The sequence below is a fragment of the Xanthobacter versatilis genome, from assembly GCF_043193975.1.
Taxonomy (GTDB): domain Bacteria; phylum Pseudomonadota; class Alphaproteobacteria; order Rhizobiales; family Xanthobacteraceae; genus Xanthobacter; species Xanthobacter autotrophicus_E.
The window spans coordinates 172,418-188,943 of the sequence record NZ_JBAFVB010000009.1; the positions used below are offsets into that span (position 1 = coordinate 172,418).

General features: G+C 68.9%; 14 protein-coding genes. 8 read left to right on the plus strand and 6 right to left on the minus strand.

Translation table 11 applies throughout. From position 1 onward, the window contains the following. The first annotated feature begins 515 nt into the window (after window positions 1-515). Window positions 516-1,298, plus strand: coding sequence for a histidinol-phosphatase (gene hisN, locus V5F66_RS17295; RefSeq protein WP_393999151.1), 783 nt, complete (start codon window positions 516-518; stop codon window positions 1,296-1,298). A gap of 45 nt (window positions 1,299-1,343) precedes the next feature. Here the strand turns inward: hisN and V5F66_RS17300 are convergent, their stop codons facing one another. Beyond that, complete coding sequence (locus tag V5F66_RS17300) at window positions 1,344-2,291, minus strand: alpha/beta fold hydrolase (protein WP_012114810.1); 948 nt, start codon at window positions 2,289-2,291, stop codon at window positions 1,344-1,346. A gap of 114 nt (window positions 2,292-2,405) precedes the next feature. Then, entirely contained in the window at window positions 2,406-3,029 is a 624-nt protein-coding gene (locus tag V5F66_RS17305) for a hypothetical protein (RefSeq protein WP_394094356.1), read from the minus strand. A gap of 250 nt (window positions 3,030-3,279) precedes the next feature. On the opposite strand from V5F66_RS17305, the gene V5F66_RS17310 reads away from it, so the two are divergent. Then, window positions 3,280-3,765, plus strand: coding sequence for an Hsp20 family protein (locus tag V5F66_RS17310; protein WP_012114812.1), 486 nt, complete (start codon window positions 3,280-3,282; stop codon window positions 3,763-3,765). A 185-nt stretch (window positions 3,766-3,950) separates the two neighbouring features. Beyond that, a complete protein-coding gene (locus V5F66_RS17315; protein WP_394094357.1) occupies window positions 3,951-4,946 on the plus strand; it encodes a phosphoglycerate dehydrogenase in 996 nt (331 codons plus the stop codon). A gap of 167 nt (window positions 4,947-5,113) precedes the next feature. On the opposite strand, the gene V5F66_RS17320 is transcribed toward V5F66_RS17315, so the two are convergent. Both V5F66_RS17320 and V5F66_RS17325 read right to left on the minus strand, forming a co-directional pair. After that, window positions 5,114-5,410 (minus strand): MoaD/ThiS family protein, encoded by a 297-nt coding sequence (locus V5F66_RS17320; RefSeq protein WP_394094358.1) that lies wholly within the window; start codon window positions 5,408-5,410, stop codon window positions 5,114-5,116. A 2-nt stretch (window positions 5,411-5,412) separates the two neighbouring features. Continuing rightward, window positions 5,413-6,498, minus strand: coding sequence for a WD40/YVTN/BNR-like repeat-containing protein (locus V5F66_RS17325; protein ID WP_394094359.1), 1,086 nt, complete (start codon window positions 6,496-6,498; stop codon window positions 5,413-5,415). Window positions 6,499-6,664: 166 nt separating this feature from the next. On the opposite strand from V5F66_RS17325, the gene V5F66_RS17330 reads away from it, so the two are divergent. The 3 genes from V5F66_RS17330 to V5F66_RS17340 all read left to right on the plus strand — a co-directional run bounded on the left by V5F66_RS17330 (window position 6,665) and on the right by V5F66_RS17340 (window position 11,725). Further along, entirely contained in the window at window positions 6,665-7,279 is a 615-nt protein-coding gene (locus V5F66_RS17330) for a TetR/AcrR family transcriptional regulator (RefSeq protein WP_012114816.1), read from the plus strand. Between the two features lie 265 nt (window positions 7,280-7,544). Further along, complete coding sequence (locus tag V5F66_RS17335) at window positions 7,545-8,567, plus strand: efflux RND transporter periplasmic adaptor subunit (protein ID WP_394094360.1); 1,023 nt, start codon at window positions 7,545-7,547, stop codon at window positions 8,565-8,567. 86 nt (window positions 8,568-8,653) lie between these two features. Beyond that, window positions 8,654-11,725 carry an efflux RND transporter permease subunit gene (locus tag V5F66_RS17340; RefSeq protein ID WP_041577039.1) on the plus strand — a complete coding sequence of 1,024 codons (3,072 nt, stop codon included), beginning with the start codon at window positions 8,654-8,656 and terminating at the stop codon, window positions 11,723-11,725. Between the two features lie 179 nt (window positions 11,726-11,904). Here the strand turns inward: V5F66_RS17340 and V5F66_RS17345 are convergent, their stop codons facing one another. Together V5F66_RS17345 and V5F66_RS17350 are read right to left on the minus strand one after the other, a co-directional pair. Next, window positions 11,905-12,477, minus strand: coding sequence for an HdeD family acid-resistance protein (locus V5F66_RS17345; protein ID WP_012114819.1), 573 nt, complete (start codon window positions 12,475-12,477; stop codon window positions 11,905-11,907). A gap of 518 nt (window positions 12,478-12,995) precedes the next feature. Beyond that, a complete protein-coding gene (locus tag V5F66_RS17350) occupies window positions 12,996-14,255 on the minus strand; it encodes a L,D-transpeptidase family protein (RefSeq protein ID WP_012114820.1) in 1,260 nt (419 codons plus the stop codon). Window positions 14,256-14,531: 276 nt separating this feature from the next. On the opposite strand from V5F66_RS17350, the gene V5F66_RS17355 reads away from it, so the two are divergent. Together V5F66_RS17355 and metF are read left to right on the plus strand one after the other, a co-directional pair. Then, window positions 14,532-15,551 (plus strand): ArsR/SmtB family transcription factor, encoded by a 1,020-nt coding sequence (locus V5F66_RS17355; RefSeq protein ID WP_394051819.1) that lies wholly within the window; start codon window positions 14,532-14,534, stop codon window positions 15,549-15,551. Then, window positions 15,551-16,498 carry a methylenetetrahydrofolate reductase [NAD(P)H] gene (gene metF, locus V5F66_RS17360; protein WP_394051817.1) on the plus strand — a complete coding sequence of 316 codons (948 nt, stop codon included), beginning with the start codon at window positions 15,551-15,553 and terminating at the stop codon, window positions 16,496-16,498. Before V5F66_RS17355 ends, metF begins: the two co-directional genes overlap by 1 nt. The last annotated feature ends 28 nt before the right edge of the window (window positions 16,499-16,526 follow it).

The window sequence follows — 16,526 nt, forward strand, 5'->3', positions numbered from 1 at the left end:
AGTCCCAAAGCCCCGGGTCGGGGATCCCGGAAAAAGGCCTTCCTGTGCAGGGCGGGCCCAAAAAGAAAGGGACCGCTCACGTTGCCGGAGCGGTCCAAGTCTAGGGAGGAAACGCCCAAGGAGGGCAGCGGCACTGCAACAAGCATTGCCGCGCTGCACCAATATGCTCCCGCGCCCCCCTTGTATCAAGGCCATGGCCGGCGGATTGTTTGGGCAGCCTGAGACTAATTAAAACCATTCGTTTGCAGCGCTTTGTTGGTCGGCTGCCTATTTGGTGCGCGACTGCACGAATATGATGCCTGCTGTTCGCCCAACGGCAGGGCGAATCCGCGACGGCGCACTGCGAAGGTGGTCTTTTCCCCTGGCAGGGGCGGGCACGCGCTTTTTTCGTTGCGCTTTTTGGGCTGTGCGTTTTTGTGGCCCCGCGCTTTTTGGCGCCGACCGCCGCAATCCCGGCGCCGCTCGCCGGTGCCTGGTGCGGGGCTCGCCCATCGCTTTCATTCTGCGGAGCCGTCATGACCGCCGTCGATTTCGACGCATTCGTCCACAAGCTCGCGACCGTTTCCGGCGAGGCCATCCTGCCCTTCTTCCGCACCGCCCTCGGCGTCGAGGACAAAGGCGCCGGCCGGGGCTTTGATCCGGTCACCGAGGCGGACCGCGCCGCCGAGCAGGCCATGCGTAGGCTCATCCGCGACACCTTCCCGGCCCATGGCATCATCGGCGAGGAATTCGACAACGTGGCCGGCGATGCGCCTTATGTCTGGGCGCTGGATCCCATCGACGGCACCAAGTCCTTCATCGCCGGCCTGCCGGCGTGGGGAACGCTCATCGGCCTGCTGAAGGACGGCGATCCGGTCTACGGCATGATGCACCAGCCCTTCATCGGCGAGCGCTTCTTCGGCGATGGCGGCGTGGCGCGCTACCGGGGCCCGGCGGGCGAGCGCATCCTGTCGGCGCGCGATTGCGGGCGGCTTGAGGATGCCATCCTCTTCACCACCAGCCCGCGCCTGATGAACACCGCCGACCGGGCCGCCTTCGAGACCGTGGAGGAGCGCGCGCGCCTCTCCCGCTACGGCGGCGATTGCTATGCCTATTGCATGGTGGCGGCGGGGCTGGTGGATCTCGTCATCGAGACCGAGCTGAAGGACCATGACATCATCGCCCTGGTCCCCATCATCGAGGGGGCGGGGGGCATCGTCACCAGCTGGGAAGGCGGCTCGCCGGTGCACGGCGGGCGCGTGGTGGCGGCGGGCAGCCGCAAGGTTCACGAGGAGGCGTTGCGCCTGCTCACTGCGTGAAATCTGGAGGCGTTGCGTCTCCTCACGGCCTGAGGGCGTGGCCGCTCACAGGATCGGCGTGCCGGGGATGAAGGCATCGAACGCGGCCCAGAACTGGGCGCGGAAGATGTCCTTCTCCATCATCAGCTCGTGGCGGCTGGCCGGCACCACCACATGGGCGCCGGCGATGAGCCGGGCCGAGAAATGCTCGATGGCCTTGTTCGACACCAGCCGCTCGCCCCCGGCGGCGATGATGAGCAGGGGCTGACGGATGCGGCTAATGGTGTCCGGATGCGTCAGCTCTGCCATGAGGGCCTCCGCGCCTGCGAGCCAGCCCACGGTCGGCGCGCCGAGGTCCAGCTCCGGGAAGGCTTTGACGAGGGCCTGGGTGCGCTCGAACCGCGCGCGGTCCGAGGTCAGGAGATTGCCTTCGAACCGCATGCGCGAGATCGTCCTGCCGTGACCGCCGGGCACATAGGCGCGGGCGAAGCCCATATGGGCGAGCAGCGACGACAGCGGGCGAACGAAGTCCTCGAACGGCACCGCATCCAGTCCCAGCATGGGGGCGGTGAGCACCATGCGGTCGAACCAGCGCTGGCCGTCCAGCACCGAGGACAAAAGGATGGTGCCGCCCATGGAATGGCCCAGCGCGAAGTGGGGCGGCGGGCAATCGGGTAGCATCACCTCGCGGGCAAACACCTCGAGGTCCAGCAGATAGTCCGAGAAGCGGGGCACGTGCCCCTTCAACCGGTTGCGCAGCAGGCGCTGGGAGCCGCCCTGGCCGCGCCAGTCCACCATCGCCACGGCAAAGCCGCGGGAACGCAGCTCGCGCACCACCTCGAAATATTTCTCGATGAATTCACAGCGCCCGCCAAACAGGGCGACGGTGCCCTTCACGCTGCCGCTCTCGGGCGCCCAGCGGGCAAACCGCAGCTTCACGCCGTCTTCGGCGACGAGTTCGCCGGTGACGCAGCCGTCTGGCACCGGATGGTTCGGAAGGGCGAACAATGTCATGCGCGGCTTCGGCGGGCTCTGCTTCGTCGCAGGCCGGAAGGCCCGGCCCGGATCGGTGCGCGAGGGTTACACGCTCGGGCGAGCCTTCACAATCGCGGCCTTCGCCGGCCGCCCCTATGGCGTGGCGGGACGGAAGCCGATCACCTGCATGCCGTTGATCTCGCCGCTGTCCGCATCCAGCACCAGGCGGACCCGTTCGCCGCGTGGCCCGGTGGCTTCGGCGAGGAAGCTGCGCCCGCGCTGGCGCACGCCGCTCACGTCGACGAAACCACGGGCCTTCAGGTTGGCTGCCACCTCGTCGGATTTCAGCAGCGGCGCACCGGGCGGGCGGCTCTGGTAGGGCCGGTAGGGATCGGGGCGGCTGCGGGCAAGCGGGGAGGCGGCATGGGCGGCGAACGCCTCCGCAACGGGGTTGAGACGGAGGCCGGGCGCGCCGGCGCCGTTTGCCTCCCCTTGCCCCGGCGCGGCGCCGGCCAGGCTCATGCCGGCCAACCCTGGACTGCCCAAATCGTCGCGCAAGTCAGTGCTCAGGTCGGCGACCGCGTTGGCGGTCGCGCCAGCGGTGCCGCGCTCGGTCTCGCCGGCTTTCGCCCGCGCCGCGTCGAGAAGGGAGGCGGGGTCGTGGGCGAGATCGTGCTTCTGTCGCTCGTCGAGCGTGCACTGGGCGGCCACCGGCGGCGCCGTCAGCGCCAACAGGGCGAACAGGAAGGCTGAAATGGCAGCCGGGCCGGCGCGCATCGCCTGCTCCTCCCTTTCCGCCGCCTGGCGGATGGAGCGTCACGTAGGGTCACAAGTTTACCGGCGGCGTTTGAACGAAATCCGACGCCACCGTTCATCCGGCGTTCAGGAAAACGACCTGTGCCGGGCGCCTCTTGACGCCCGAAAATGGCCTCCCCACATCCCCCACAGGCGCCGGGCACTCGTGGCGGCGCCGGAACCGGACCCGGCTTCGGAGGGTCCTGCATGTCGCTTCAAAGGAGGATATGCCATGCGCACGTTTGATCTGTCTCCGCTGTATCGCAACACCGTTGGCTTCGACCGGCTGTTCTCGCTGCTCGATTCCGTCGGTGGCGTGGATGCGGCACCCACATACCCGCCCTACAACATCGAGCGAACCGGCGAGAATGCCTATCGCATCACCGTTGCCGTGGCGGGCTTCACCGAGGCCGAGCTGGGCATCGAGGTGAAGGAAAATACCCTCACCCTCAAGGGCGAGAAGAAAGCGGTTGAATCCACCGAGGCCGGCCAGATGCTGTATCGCGGCATCGCGGCGCGTGCCTTCGAGCGCCGCTTCCAGCTCGCCGACCATGTGGAGGTGAAGGGTGCCGCCCTTGAGAATGGCCTGCTGCACGTGGATCTTGTGCGCAGCATTCCCGAGGCCAAGAAGCCCCGTGTCATCCCCATCGCCACCGCTGCAGGCGCCGAGGCGCCGAAAAGCATCGAGGGGGCCGTGGGATCGGCTCAGGCCGCCTGAAGAAGGTTGCCTGAATAAAGCCCGCCGGGCCGGCGGGCTTCGGGGGCGAACCGGTTTCGCCCCCATCCCTTCAAGGCGGTGCCGATGGTGCCGCCTTTTGCATGTGTGGGTTGATCTTAGCGGGGTTGATCTTGGCGGCGCGGAAGGAGAGGAGAGGGGGCCCTCCGCCTGAAAGGTCCGCTCCGTTGCCAGCTTCCCGCCCCAAGATTCTGATCACCACCCGCCTGTTCGACGATGCCGCCACCCGCTTCCTGGAGGCCCAGGGCTTCGAGGTGGTGCCCTCCGGCCTGCCCGGCGACGCGCTTGATTCCAACATTCCGGATGCCGATCTCAACGCCCTGCTGGAGGGTGCGGCCGGCTGGATCGTCGGCCAGCGGGCGGTGACCCGGGACGTGCTGGCCGCCCACCCGCAGCTGAAGGTGATCGCCCGGAGGGGTGTCGGCTATGACCGGGTGGACGTGGATGCGGCGCGCGATCTCGGACGCGTGGTGACCATCGCTGCCGGGGCCAACGATCCGGCGGTGGCGGACCACACCATCGCCCTCACGCTCGCAGTGCTGCGCCGCCTGAAGGCAAGCCAGGCCGCCATCGCGCGGGGCGACTGGCGGGTGCTGGTCGGCGCCGACCTCACCGGCAAGACGGTGGGCCTCATCGGCTTCGGCCGTATCGGCCGCCAGGTGGCGCGCCGCCTGTCCGGCTTCGATGTAACCGTGTTGGTCACCTCGCGCACGCCGGATCCCGAGGCGGCGGGCGTCACCTTCGTGGCGCTGGACGAGCTAATCGCGCGCAGCGACGTGGTGAGCCTCCACGCCCCGCTGGTTCCGGAAACCCGCCACGTCATCAATGCGGCGACGCTGAAGGCCATGAAGCGTGGCGCGGTGGTGGTGAATACCTCGCGCGGCGGCCTAATCGACGACGCGGCTCTTCTTGCCGCGCTGGAGGCCGGCGAGATCGCGGGCGCCGGCCTCGACGTGTTCGAGGCGGAGGCGGATGAAGCCCTGCACCCCCTCGCAGAGGCCCTGGCCGCGCGAGAGGACGTGGTGGCCACTGCCCATGCGGCGGGATCGAGCGAGGAGGCGCTGGCCCGCGGCAACCTCATTTCCGCGCAATGCGTGGCGGCGGCGCTTGCCGGTGCGCCTTTCCCGCCCGGCTGCCTGATCGCCGACGGGCGCGTGAAGTAGTTCGTTTACCCTATTGAAAATAAAACGATCCTCCCCGCTCAGGCGTCTGCGCCCGAGCAGGGAGGGTCCTGGAGCCGGAGGCTGGGACGAGCTTGAGTCTCCGCCTCAACAATCGACAATAATTAACTGAATCTTAATCATTTATCCGCCGCCGCGGGGCGCGGGCCTCAGCCGCCGCTGATGGCGGTGAGGATGAAGACATCCGCCCCGGGCGCGAGCGGGGTGTCGAGCCGCGCCCGGCGGCCGTCCACGAACACGTTGATGTGCCGGCGGATGGCCGGGCGCTCGTCGCAGAGCCGGCCGCGCATGCCGGGCCAGCGTGCGTCCAGCGCATCCATCAGCTGCCGGACATCGCCGGCCGCTACCTCCACCAGCGTCTCGCCATCCGGGAACAGCCGCACCAGATGGGCCGGCAGCCGCACCCGTACGGGGGCGCGGGCCGGCGCTTGCGGATCGGCAGGCATGCTCAGGCCTCCACGACGAGGGTCTCCACCGAGGAGATCGCCGGCAGGTGCTCGGCGATGCGGCTCCAGCTATCGCCCTCGTCCGCGCTTACATACAGCTCGCCCGAGCCGGTGCCGAAATAGACGCCCGCCGGCTCCAGCGTATCGGTGGCCATGGCCTGGCGCAGCACGTTGAAAAAAGCGTTCTGCTGCGGCAGGCCCGCGCGCAGGGCAGTCCAGCTCGTGCCGCCGTCGCGGGTGCGCCAGACGGCGGCCTTGGCGTCGGGCATGAAGCGGCCCGCGGTGTCGCCGTTCAGCGGCACCAGAAAGAGCGTGTCCGGGTCGCGGGGATGGGCGGCGGCGGGAAAGCCGAAGCTGGAGGGCAGGCCCTGCTCGATGCTGGTCCAGCTCGTCCCGCCATCATCGGAGCGGTACATGCCGCAATGATTCTGCTGGTAGAGCCGATGCCGCATGCCCGGCGCCTTCACCACGCAATGCACGCACTGGCCGTGCTCGGGATAATTCTGGCCTTCGGGCAGGAAGTCGGCGCGGGTGCCGCGATTGCGCGCGCTCCAGGTCTTGCCGCCATCGGCGCTGTGGAACACGCCGGCGGCGGAGATGCCCACCCACACCCCCTCCGGATCTTCAGGGTCCAGAACGAGCGAATGCAGAATCAGCCCGGCCCCGCCCGGATTCCATTCGGTGCGGGAGGGGTGCTGCTGGAGCCCGTCCAGGTGGGTGAAGCTTTCCCCGCCATCGTCGGAGCGGAACAGGCCGGCCGGCTCCACCCCGGCATAGAGCGTGCCGCCGGATCCAGGGGCGAGGCTCCACACGGTCTTCACCGGTGTCTCGCCCTCGGCATAGGCAAGGCCCCGGCTGGAATGGCGCCAGGAGGCGCCGAGATCGTCCGATTGCCAAACGGCGGGGCCGAACCATTCGTTGCCGCCGCCCGCATAGATCTGTCCCGTGGCCGGATCGCCGATCACATGGTTCATGGGCCAGGTGTCGCAATAGGGGCCGCGCAGGGTCCATGCGCTGCGGCCCCCGTCGCTTTCGAGGATGAAGGCCCCCTTCCTGGTTCCCACCAGCACCAGCACAGTTTGCGCCATTTGTTCCTCCCTCGCGCCCGCGGCCCCGACCGCTCTCCTCCTGAGGACGCAAGCGCTGCGTGCCCTCCGACAGGCACGCCGGAATTTTCCATCGGGCGTTTTCATCAGCTCTTGGAATTCGATGGCTGATGATTTACGATATTTATCAGTTCTGATGGAGATGGCCTTGAACATCCGGGTGAAGGAGACGGCGGACGAGACCCGCGAGCGCATCGCGCGGACGGCGGAGGAGCTGTTCCGCCGCATGGGTTTCGCCAAGACCGCGGTGGCGGACATCGCCGCCGAGCTCGGCATGTCGGCCGCCAACGTCTATCGCTTCTTCCCGTCCAAGACCGCTATCGTCGCCACCATCTGCACCCGCACCCTGCTTGAGAACGAGGCCCAGATCGCCGCCGTGCTCGCGGGGGAGGGGACCCCGCAGGAGCGCATCATCGAGGGCTATGTGACCATCCTGCGCTACCACAAGGAGAATTTCCTTGAGGAGCGCCGTGTGCACGACATGGTGCTGGTGGCCATGGAGAACAATTGGGATGCCATCGAGGCCCACAAGGCGCGCATTGGCGGCATGGTCGCCAAGGTGCTGGCCGAGGGCATCGAGAGCGGTGTTTTCGTGCCCCACAATCCGGCGATGGTGAGCCAGATCATTCTCGGCGCCTGCGTGCGCTATTGCCACCCGGTGCTGGTGGTTCAGCATATCGACGAGGATCTGGAGGCCGGCTTGCGGGCCAGCCTCCGCTTTATTCTGCGGAGCATCGAGGTGGAGCGGACCCCACTCCCCTGAATGGGGGTGATCCGCGCGCCTTCGTGCGCCTTAAAAGTGATGAAAGATGAATTTCGTCAGCGTTGAGCTGTTACTCGACATTTGACAGGACTGTGCCATGCCCGTCGCTGCCCCCGACTCCCGTCTGCCTTCCGGTTCGCCGCGCCTTTTGCGTGCAGGCCTTCTCGCCTCTTCCCTCGGAGCCGTCGCCGTCCTTCTGGCTGCCTGCGGAGAGTCCGCCCCGGCCCAAACCGAGGCGGATGCGCCTCAGGTGGTGGCCCGGCCGGTGCAGGTTACCACCGTGGCCTTCAAGCCGCGCGAGACCGAGAAGACCTTCGTCGGCGTGGTCCGGGCGCGGCGGGAGATCGACCTCGCCTTCCGCGTGGGCGGCAAGATGGTGCAGCGGAAGGTGGAGGTGGGCGACCTCGTGGCGCCGGGCGACGTGGTGGCCCGCATGGATCCCGAAGACCTGCGGCTCGAACTGGAAAGCGCGCGCGCCGAGCTTGCCGCTGCCACCGCCAACCTCAACCAGACCTCCGCCGAGGACGGCCGCTACCGCTCGCTCACGGCAAAGGGCTATTCCTCGGCCGCCGACCTCGACCGCAAGGCCCTCGCCAAGGAAGAGGCGGTAGGGCGCATAGAGCGGGCCAAGCGATCGCTGGAGCTGGCCGAGAACCGGCTCTCCTACGCCGAACTGGTGGCCGATGCCGCCGGCGTGGTGGTGGCCACTGCCGCCGAGCCGGGGCAGGTGGTGTCCTCCGGCCAGACCATCGTCCGCGTGGCGCGGCTCGATGAGAAGGAGGCCGTGGTCTCCCTGCCCGAGACGGCGCTGGCCGATGCCCGCGCTGCCGACGCCTTCGTGACCCTGTGGGCGGAACCCGGCCGGCGCATTCCCGCCCACCTGCGCGAGCTTTCGCCCCAGGCCGATGCCACCTCGCGCACCTATCCCGCCCGCTTCACCCTCGATGGGGCGGACGCCAGCGTCGCCCTTGGCATGACCGCCACCGTCACCCTGCGCCCCAAGGACCAGCAGGCGGTGGCGCGGCTGCCGTTGTCCGCCGTCATTGATCGGGGCCATGGCCCGCAGGTGTTCGTGGTGGACGGGGCGAGCCATACCCTGGCCGCCCGGCCGGTCACCATCGCCGCCTATACGGAGGACCAGGTGCTGGTGGCCGCCGGCGTCGCGCCCGGAGATGAGGTGGTGACGCTGGGCGTGCAGACGCTGCTGCCGGGCCAGAAGGTGCGCACCGCCAAGCTCCCCGGCTCCACCGACATGGCCGCCGCCGGCCTCAAGGAGATCCGGCCGTGAGCGCTGCTGACAAGCCCCCCGCCACTCAGCCTTCCGCCCACCAGCCTCCCGGGAGCGCGCCGGATGACGCCGGCTCCGGCTTCAACCTGTCGCGCTGGGCCATCACCCACCGCGCTTTGACCCTGTTCGCCATCCTGCTGCTGGCGGCGGCGGGTGCCTATTCCTACCTCAACCTCGGCCGGGCCGAGGATCCCTCCTTCACCATCAAGGTCATGGTGGTGCAGGCGGCGTGGCCGGGAGCCACCGCCTCTGAAATGCAAGCCCAGGTGGCCGACCCCATCGAGAAGAAACTGCAATCCCTGCCGCACCTCGACCGGGTGGAGAGCTATTCCCGCCCCGGCGTCTCCTTCGTGCAGATCTTCCTGGCGGATTCCACCCCGGCTCGGGAGGTGAAGGACCTCTGGTACCAGGTGCGCAAGAAAGTCGCCGACATGCGCGGCGACCTGCCGGCGGGCGTTATCGGTCCCGGCTTCGACGACGAATATGGCGATGTCTATTCCGCTCTCTACATGCTGAGCGGGGAGGGCGCCGCCCCGGCCGAACTGAAGCGGCAGGCCGAGATCATCCGCCAGCGCCTGCTGCGGGTGAAGGATGTGGAGAAGGTCGACCTCATCGGCGAGCGGCCCGAGCGCATCTATATCGAATTCTCCCACGCCCGCCTCGCCAACCTGGGCGTCACTCCGGCGCAGGTGTTCGACAGCGTCGCCCGGCAGAATGCTGTGGTGGCGGGTGGCGCGGTGGATACCCGCTCCGACCGCATCAACCTGCGCCTCACCGGCGCCTTCAGCGGCGTGGAGGCGATCGCCGAGGTCCCGGTGGCGGTGAACGGGTCGCTGGTGCGCCTCGGCGACATCGCAACCGTCAAGCGCGGCTACGAAGATCCGCCCTCGTTCCTGGTGCGCCAGCATGGCCGCCCGGCCATCGGCATCGGCGTGTCCATGGCGGCGGGCACCAACATCCTCACCCTCGGCACCGAGCTGAAGGCGGCCATGGCGGAAGCCACCGCCGAGCTGCCCGTGGGCATCGACGTGACCCAGGTGGCCGACCAGCCCCACATCGTCGGCGAATCGGTGGGCGAGTTCCTGAAGACCTTCGTGGAAGCCCTCGTCATCGTGCTGGTGGTGAGCTTCCTGTCGCTTGGTTTCCGCACCGGCATCGTGGTGGCGCTGTCGGTGCCGCTGGTGCTGGCCATCGTGTTCCTGGTGATGTTCGCCGCCGGCATGGATCTGCACCGCATCACCCTGGGCGCGCTCATCATCGCGCTGGGCCTTCTGGTGGACGATGCCATCATCGCCATCGAGATGATGGTGGTGAAAATGGAGGAGGGCTGGGACCGCATGCGCGCGGCCACCTTCGCCTGGACCTCCACCGCCTTCCCCATGCTGACCGGCACGCTGGTGACCGCCGCCGGCTTCCTGCCCGTGGGCTTCGCCAAATCCTCCTCCGGCGAATATGCCGGCGGCATCTTCTGGGTGGTGGGATTCGCTCTCATCGCCTCGTGGTTCGTGGCGGTGATCTTCACGCCCTATCTCGGCACGGTGCTTTTGCCCGACATGAAGAAGGGCGCCCACCACGAGATGCACGACGGCCGCCTCTACCGTGCCTTCCGCCGGGTGCTGGAGGCGTGCCTGCGGCACCGGTTCCTGGTGATCGGCGCCACCGTGGCGATGTTCGCCGGCGCCATCGTCGCCTTTGGCCATGTGCAGCAGCAGTTCTTCCCCACCTCGACCCGGCCCGAGCTGTTCCTGGAGATGCGCCTGCCCGAGGGCACGTCCATCACCGTCACCGAGGCCACGGCGAAGAAGGCCGAAGCCCTGATCGGCGACGATGCCGACGTGGCGACGGCGACCACTTACGTGGGCCGCGGCGCGCCGCGCTTCTGGCTCGGCCTCAACCCGGTGCTGCCCAACCCGAATTTTGCGCAGATCGTCATCGTGGCGAAGGACATCGAGGCTCGCGAGCGGCTCAAGGCGCGGCTCGACACCGCCATCGCCGACGGCGCGCTCTCTGAAGCGCGGGTGCGCGTCGACCGCTTCGTGTTCGGCCCGCCGGTCGGCTTCCCGGTGCAGTTTCGCGTGGTGGGACCGGACCCCATCGCGGTGCGCGATATCGCCGAGAAGGTGCGCGTGGTGATGGCCGCGGACAAGGACATGATCGACCCGCACCTGAATTGGGGCGAGCAGGTCAAGTCCATCACCCTCGCCGTGGACCAGGACCGCGCCCGCGCCCTCGGCACCACCCCACGCGATCTTGCCGAGACCCTCCAGACCCTGCTCTCCGGCTACACCGTGACCCAGCACCGCGAGGGCAATCTGCTCATCGACGTGGTGGCCCGTGCGGTGCCCGAAGAGCGCCTGGACCTCGAACACCTCGCCGCCCTCACGGTGACCACCCGCAACGGGCTTGCCGTGCCACTGGGACAGGTGGCGCGCATCGCCTATGCCCATGAGGAGCCCATCCTCTGGCGGCGCGACCGTGACCTGGTGCTCACCGTGCGCGGCGACGTGCGGGACGGGGTGCAGCCGCCGGACGTGACCACCCGCATCCTGCCCAAGCTCGCCGCCATCAAGGCGGAGCTTGCGCCCGGCTATCGCATCGAGACCGGCGGCTCCATCGAGGAGAGCGCCAAGGCCAATGCGTCGCTGGCGGCGGTGTTCCCGGTGATGATCATCGTGATGCTGACGCTGCTGATGATCCAGCTGCAGAGCTTCTCGCGCCTCGCGCTGGTACTGGCCACGGCGCCGCTCGGCCTGATCGGCGCGGCGGGCGGGCTGCTCATCGCCCACAAGCCGTTCGGCTTCGTGGCGCTGCTTGGGCTGATCGCGCTGGCTGGCATGATCATGCGCAACACGGTGATCCTGGTGGACCAGATCGACCACGACATCCGCGACGGCCACACCCCCCACCGCGCGATCGTGGATGCGACGGTCCGCCGAGCGCGGCCGGTGGTGCTCACCGCGCTGGCGGCGGTGCTGGGCATGATCCCGCTGGCGGAGAGCGTGTTCTGGGGCCCCATGGCGGTGACCATCATGGGCGGCCTTCTGGTGGCAACCGTGCTCACCCTGCTGGTGGTGCCGGCGCTCTACGCCACCTGGTTCCGCGTGAAGGTCACGGACGACGAACCCGCCCCGGCGGCCATGCCGCAGCCAGCCGAATGAACTTTCCACCTGGCGCCGGATCCGGTCGGATCCGCCGCGCCCGGTGGATCACGGTGTCCCGGCGCCCCCCGGGACAGTCCTCCCTGCCCGGTCGCGGCTACCGCCCCCCGCCGCAGCCGGGCGGGAGGACGTCCTCAGCGCGGCTCCGCCCGGTGTCCGGGCGGAGGAAGCTCGCCGCCTCAGTTCTTCTCGCGCAGGGCGAGGCCGAACATGAGCGTGCCGACGCCGTTGACGATGAGGTCGACGCCAAGGAACAGGCCAAGGATGTAGAGCGAGTTCACCGGCCAGCGGGCGATGATGATGGCGCCCAGCAGCAGGGTGACGATGCCCGACACCACGATGAAGCCCCAGCCCTTGGCGGGACGGGAGCCGACGCCGGCGAAGATGCGGAAGATGCCTTCCACCGCCAGCGCCACGCCGATCATCAGGGTCAGGACGCCGGCGCCGAGCAGAGGGTTGTTGATCATGAGGCCGCCGGCCACCACATAGAGCACGCCGGCCAGCAGCCAGTAGAAGAACCGGCCCCAGCCCTGGACCCGGAAGGCGTGGATGACCTGGACCACGCCGCCCACGAGAACCAGCGCGCCGACCCACAGCACCGTCACGACGGTGGAGGCGAGCACATGGGCGAGGGCCACGAACCCGAGCACGATGAAGGCGATGCCCAGCACCGCGAACCAGCCCCAGCTGGCGCGCACGGCGTGGAGCTGGTCGGTGACCGTGGATGCGGGAGTTTGCGCAGGCATTGTCATTTTGCCGTCTCCGGATGCGATGGGCATGGCGCCCTCGCCGGTTGGGATGAGTCGTTCCACCCGCTGCAATCATACAGCAGGAACCGACCGCTCACAGCGCGGGGTGTGCCGGAGTTGGGGTGCAATCCATTGCCGCGATGGCGGCGCGCAAGAGCGGGCCGCTCATCGTGCAAGGGCTTGGAGGAAGAGTTTGGGACGGGAAAGGCGCACAGGCTCTTATCCGTCGCCACCCGGTTCATCGCGGGCTGCGGTGAGCTGGAACTGACCGGGCGCGGCCAAGGTGGGCACCCGCGTGACGGGCACTCGCGCGATTCGCGCGCCGGGGCGGTCTGGAGCGGGAGGTGGGCTGGAACAGAGCCGATGGGGCGGGCTCAGGGATCGCCGTCATCGCGTCGGTCCGGATTGAGACCGGAGAGGCATCCCAAACGGGGCATGCCCGGGCGTGTGGCGAGCGAGCGAAGGCAGGCTGGAAGACGGGAAAACCCGGCCGGCGCAGGGCGCCGACCGGGTTTGAAGGATCAGCGCTGGGCCGGAACCACGGGCTTGCCGGCGGACGCGGTGGAGACCGGGGCAGGGGCGCCGGCATTGGCCTGCGGCGTGCCGGTCTTCGGCAGGATCACCACCTTGGTGCCCACGCCGGCGCGGTCGAACAGGTCCTCGATGTCGGCGTTCAGCAGGCGGAAGCAGCCGGACGACACGAACTTGCCGATGGTCTGGGGCTCGTTGGTGCCGTGGATGCGGTATTCGGTGCTGCCCAGATAGAGCGCGCGGGCGCCCATGGGGTTGCCCGGGCCGCCGGCCATGAAGCGCGGCAGGTAGGGCTGGCGCTGGATCATCTCGGACGGGGGACGCCAGTCGGGCCATTCCGCCTTGCGGGAGATCTTCTGGGTGCCGGACCAGGTAAAGCCCTCGCGGCCCACGCCGATGCCGTAGCGGATCGCCTTGCCGCCGCCCACCACGTAATAGAGGTAGGTGTTGGGCGTATCGATGATGATGGTGCCGGCCGGCTGGGTGGTCACATAGTCCACGGTCTGGCGGCGGAAACGCTCCGGCACCGGCTCGGTGGGGTCCACGTTCTCGATGCGCGGGCCAGACGGCGCCTCGGTGGTGCCGGGCACCACGGCGGCGTTGGGCGCATAGGCGCCGGCGGGCGGCGGGCCGGCATTGATGCTGGCGTAAATCGCGTCCTGGTCCACCGCGCCACGGCCGGAGCCGCCATAGGTGGCCTGCGCCGGAGGCTCATAGGCAGCGGGGGCCGGCTGGCCATAGACACCGGCCGGCGGCGCGCCGGCCTGGGGCGCGGCATAGGTCTGCTGGCTGTAGCCCTGGTTGCCGTAGGGCTGGTTTCCGTAAGCCTGGCCCTGGGGCACGACCGCGGCCGGCTGCGGGCCGCCCTGGGGGGCGACGGCGCTCGGCGCGGCGGAATAGTTCGGCTGCACGGGCTGCGGATAGCCCTGCTGCGGGTAGGCCTGCTGCGGATAAGGCTGCGCTGCGGGCGCGCCATAGGCCGGGGCCGACTGCTGGCCGGGGGGCGGCAGCTCGGTGCGCTCCAACTGGTCGTGACGCACGGGCGCCTGGCGGGCATAGGGATCAGAATAGCCGGGCGGCGGCGCGCCATAGCCCCCCACGGAGCCGGGCGGCAGCGTGCCGGCGTCCTCTTCGTCCGCCCCGTTGGCGGGCAGGCTGTAGCTCGTGCCGTTGGCGGGCTGGCCGAAGGCCGGCGCGGTGAGAACCGATGCCCCGAAGGCGGCGAGGAGAAGTTTGTGGCGCAGGGTCATGTGAGAGGGTTAACCGTGAAACGTGACGAAATTGGAAACGGGGCGCGGAAAATTTCGCAGGCCACGTCGGTAATACCGTACGGAAGAGCCGGGCGCTCCCTCACCTCCGCCGATCTGTGACAAAAGCGTGTATGCCCACCGTTGTGCAGGCGCAACAACGCTTCGCGCAGCGCCGCTGATCGTGATCAGCATGGCTGGGGCAGCGTGCGCAACCGTTGCGTCGCGGGCCAGCGGAGGCGCTTGAATGTGGCGACGTTAGGATATAAAGATATCTTTATGTCAAATCCGAAGATCGGTCCGTCGCTGTCGTTCCCCGCCGTGCTCGAAAGCCTGAAGGCGGCGGGCGAGGATACGCGCCTGCGCCTGATCGCGGTGCTGGGCGAGGCGGAGCTGACGGTCTCGGACCTCACCGAGATCCTGGGCCAGTCGCAGCCGCGCATCTCGCGCCATCTCAAGCTGCTGGCCGAGGCCGGGCTGGTGGAGCGGCACCGGGAGGCGAGCTGGATCTTCTATCGCCGGGCGGCGGATGGGGCGGGCGGCCGAATCGGCACCGCGCTTCTGGCGCTGCTGGATCGCGACGATCCGGTGCTGGTGGGCGACCGGGCGCGCCTTGTGTCCGTGCGTGCGGCGCGCGCGGCGGCGGCGCAGGCCTATTTTGCCGCCCACGCCCGTGAATGGGACGAGATTCGCCGGCTCCATGTGCCCGAGGCGGCGGTGGAAGCTGCGGTGCGGCAGGCGCTGGGCGCCGCGCCCATCCGCTCGCTGCTGGATCTCGGCACCGGCACCGGCCGCATGCTGGAGGTGTTCGCGCCCGATATCGAGCGCGGCATGGGCATAGACCTGTCTCCGGATATGCTGGGCGTCGCCCGCACCAATCTGGAGCGGGCCGGCATCCGCCACTGCCTGCTGCGCCAGAGCGACATCTATGCGGTGCCGGCGCCGCGCGATTCGTTCGATGCGGTGATCGTGCATCAGGTGCTGCATTATCTCGACGACGGCGGCCGCGCCCTGAAGGAGGCGGCGCGGGTGCTGCGTCCCGGCGGCAGGCTGCTGGTGGTGGATTTCGCCCCCCATGGCCTGGAGTTCCTGCGCGACGCCCATGCCCACCGCCATCTCGGCTTCCCGCGCGAGACGGTGGAGGGCTGGCTCGCCGACGCGGGGCTGGACCTCGTCACTTTCCGCACCCTCGCGCCCGACGGCAAGGCGGGGGACGGGCTCACCGTTTCGCTCTGGCTGGCGCGCGACCCGCGCGTGCTCATGGCCGAGGCCGACCTTGCCGACAGGGAGATTGCCTGATGACCACGCCCGCCCTTGCTCCCGCCCCGATCCGGGCGAGCCGGGAGATGGACCGGCCGCCGGTGAAGGTCTCCTTCGAGTTCTTCCCGCCGAAGTCGCCGGAGATGGAAAAGACCCTGTGGTCGTCCATCGCCCGCCTCGCGCCGCTGTCGCCTGATTTCGTCTCGGTCACCTACGGCGCCGGCGGCTCCACCCGCGAGCGCACCCACGCCACCGTGGAGCGCATCGCCAAGGAGACCGACCTTGCCCCTGCCGCCCACCTCACGTGCGTGGCCGCGACCCGGGACGAGATCGACGCCGTGGTGCGCGCCTATGGCCAGGCGGGCGTGAAGCATATCGTGGCCCTGCGCGGCGATCCGGTGACCGGGGTGGGCACGCGCTATGAGCCCCATCCCGGCGGCTATGCCTATGCCAATGACCTCGTGGCCGGCATCAAGCGCATCGGCGATTTCGAGGTGTCGGTCTCCGCCTATCCGGAAAAGCACCCGGAGAGTGCGAGCCTTGATGCCGACATTGATGTCCTGAAGGCCAAGGTGGATGCGGGCGCCACCCGCGCCATCACCCAGTTCTTCTTCGAGAACGACGTGTATTTCCGCTATCTGGACAAGGTGCGGGCGCGGGGCATCGACATTCCCATCGTGCCGGGCATCCTGCCGGTGACCAACTTCAAGCAGGCCTCCAGCTTTGCTACCCGCACCGGCGCCAGCGTGCCGGCCTGGCTGCTGCGGCGGTTCGAGGGGCTCGACGACGACGTGGAGACTCGCAAGCTCATCGCCGCCGCCGTGGCCGCCGAGCAGGTGACGGACCTCGTTGATCGCGGTGTCACCGATATCCATTTCTATACGCTGAACCGCGCCGACCTCGTCTACGCCATCTGCCACCTGCTGGGGTTGCGGCCCAAGGTGGCGGGCGCGCTGGCGGATGCGCCAAAGGCTGTCGCCATCTGAACGCCGGAAGCCCTCTCCCGCTCGCGGG

What these genes read in the sequence shown, in the direction of transcription:
- hisN (WP_393999151.1), top strand. Translation starts at nt 516, where the DNA reads ATGACCGCCGTCGATTTCGACGCATTCGTCCACAAGCTCGCGACCGTT.
- V5F66_RS17300 (WP_012114810.1), bottom strand. Translation starts at nt 2,291, where the DNA reads ATGACATTGTTCGCCCTTCCGAACCATCCGGTGCCAGACGGCTGCGTC.
- V5F66_RS17305 (WP_394094356.1), bottom strand. Translation starts at nt 3,029, where the DNA reads ATGCGCGCCGGCCCGGCTGCCATTTCAGCCTTCCTGTTCGCCCTGTTG.
- V5F66_RS17310 (WP_012114812.1), top strand. Translation starts at nt 3,280, where the DNA reads ATGCGCACGTTTGATCTGTCTCCGCTGTATCGCAACACCGTTGGCTTC.
- V5F66_RS17320 (WP_394094358.1), bottom strand. Translation starts at nt 5,410, where the DNA reads ATGCCTGCCGATCCGCAAGCGCCGGCCCGCGCCCCCGTACGGGTGCGG.
- V5F66_RS17325 (WP_394094359.1), bottom strand. Translation starts at nt 6,498, where the DNA reads ATGGCGCAAACTGTGCTGGTGCTGGTGGGAACCAGGAAGGGGGCCTTC.
- V5F66_RS17345 (WP_012114819.1), bottom strand. Translation starts at nt 12,477, where the DNA reads ATGACAATGCCTGCGCAAACTCCCGCATCCACGGTCACCGACCAGCTC.
- V5F66_RS17350 (WP_012114820.1), bottom strand. Translation starts at nt 14,255, where the DNA reads ATGACCCTGCGCCACAAACTTCTCCTCGCCGCCTTCGGGGCATCGGTT.
- V5F66_RS17355 (WP_394051819.1), top strand. Translation starts at nt 14,532, where the DNA reads ATGTCAAATCCGAAGATCGGTCCGTCGCTGTCGTTCCCCGCCGTGCTC.
- metF (WP_394051817.1), top strand. Translation starts at nt 15,551, where the DNA reads ATGACCACGCCCGCCCTTGCTCCCGCCCCGATCCGGGCGAGCCGGGAG.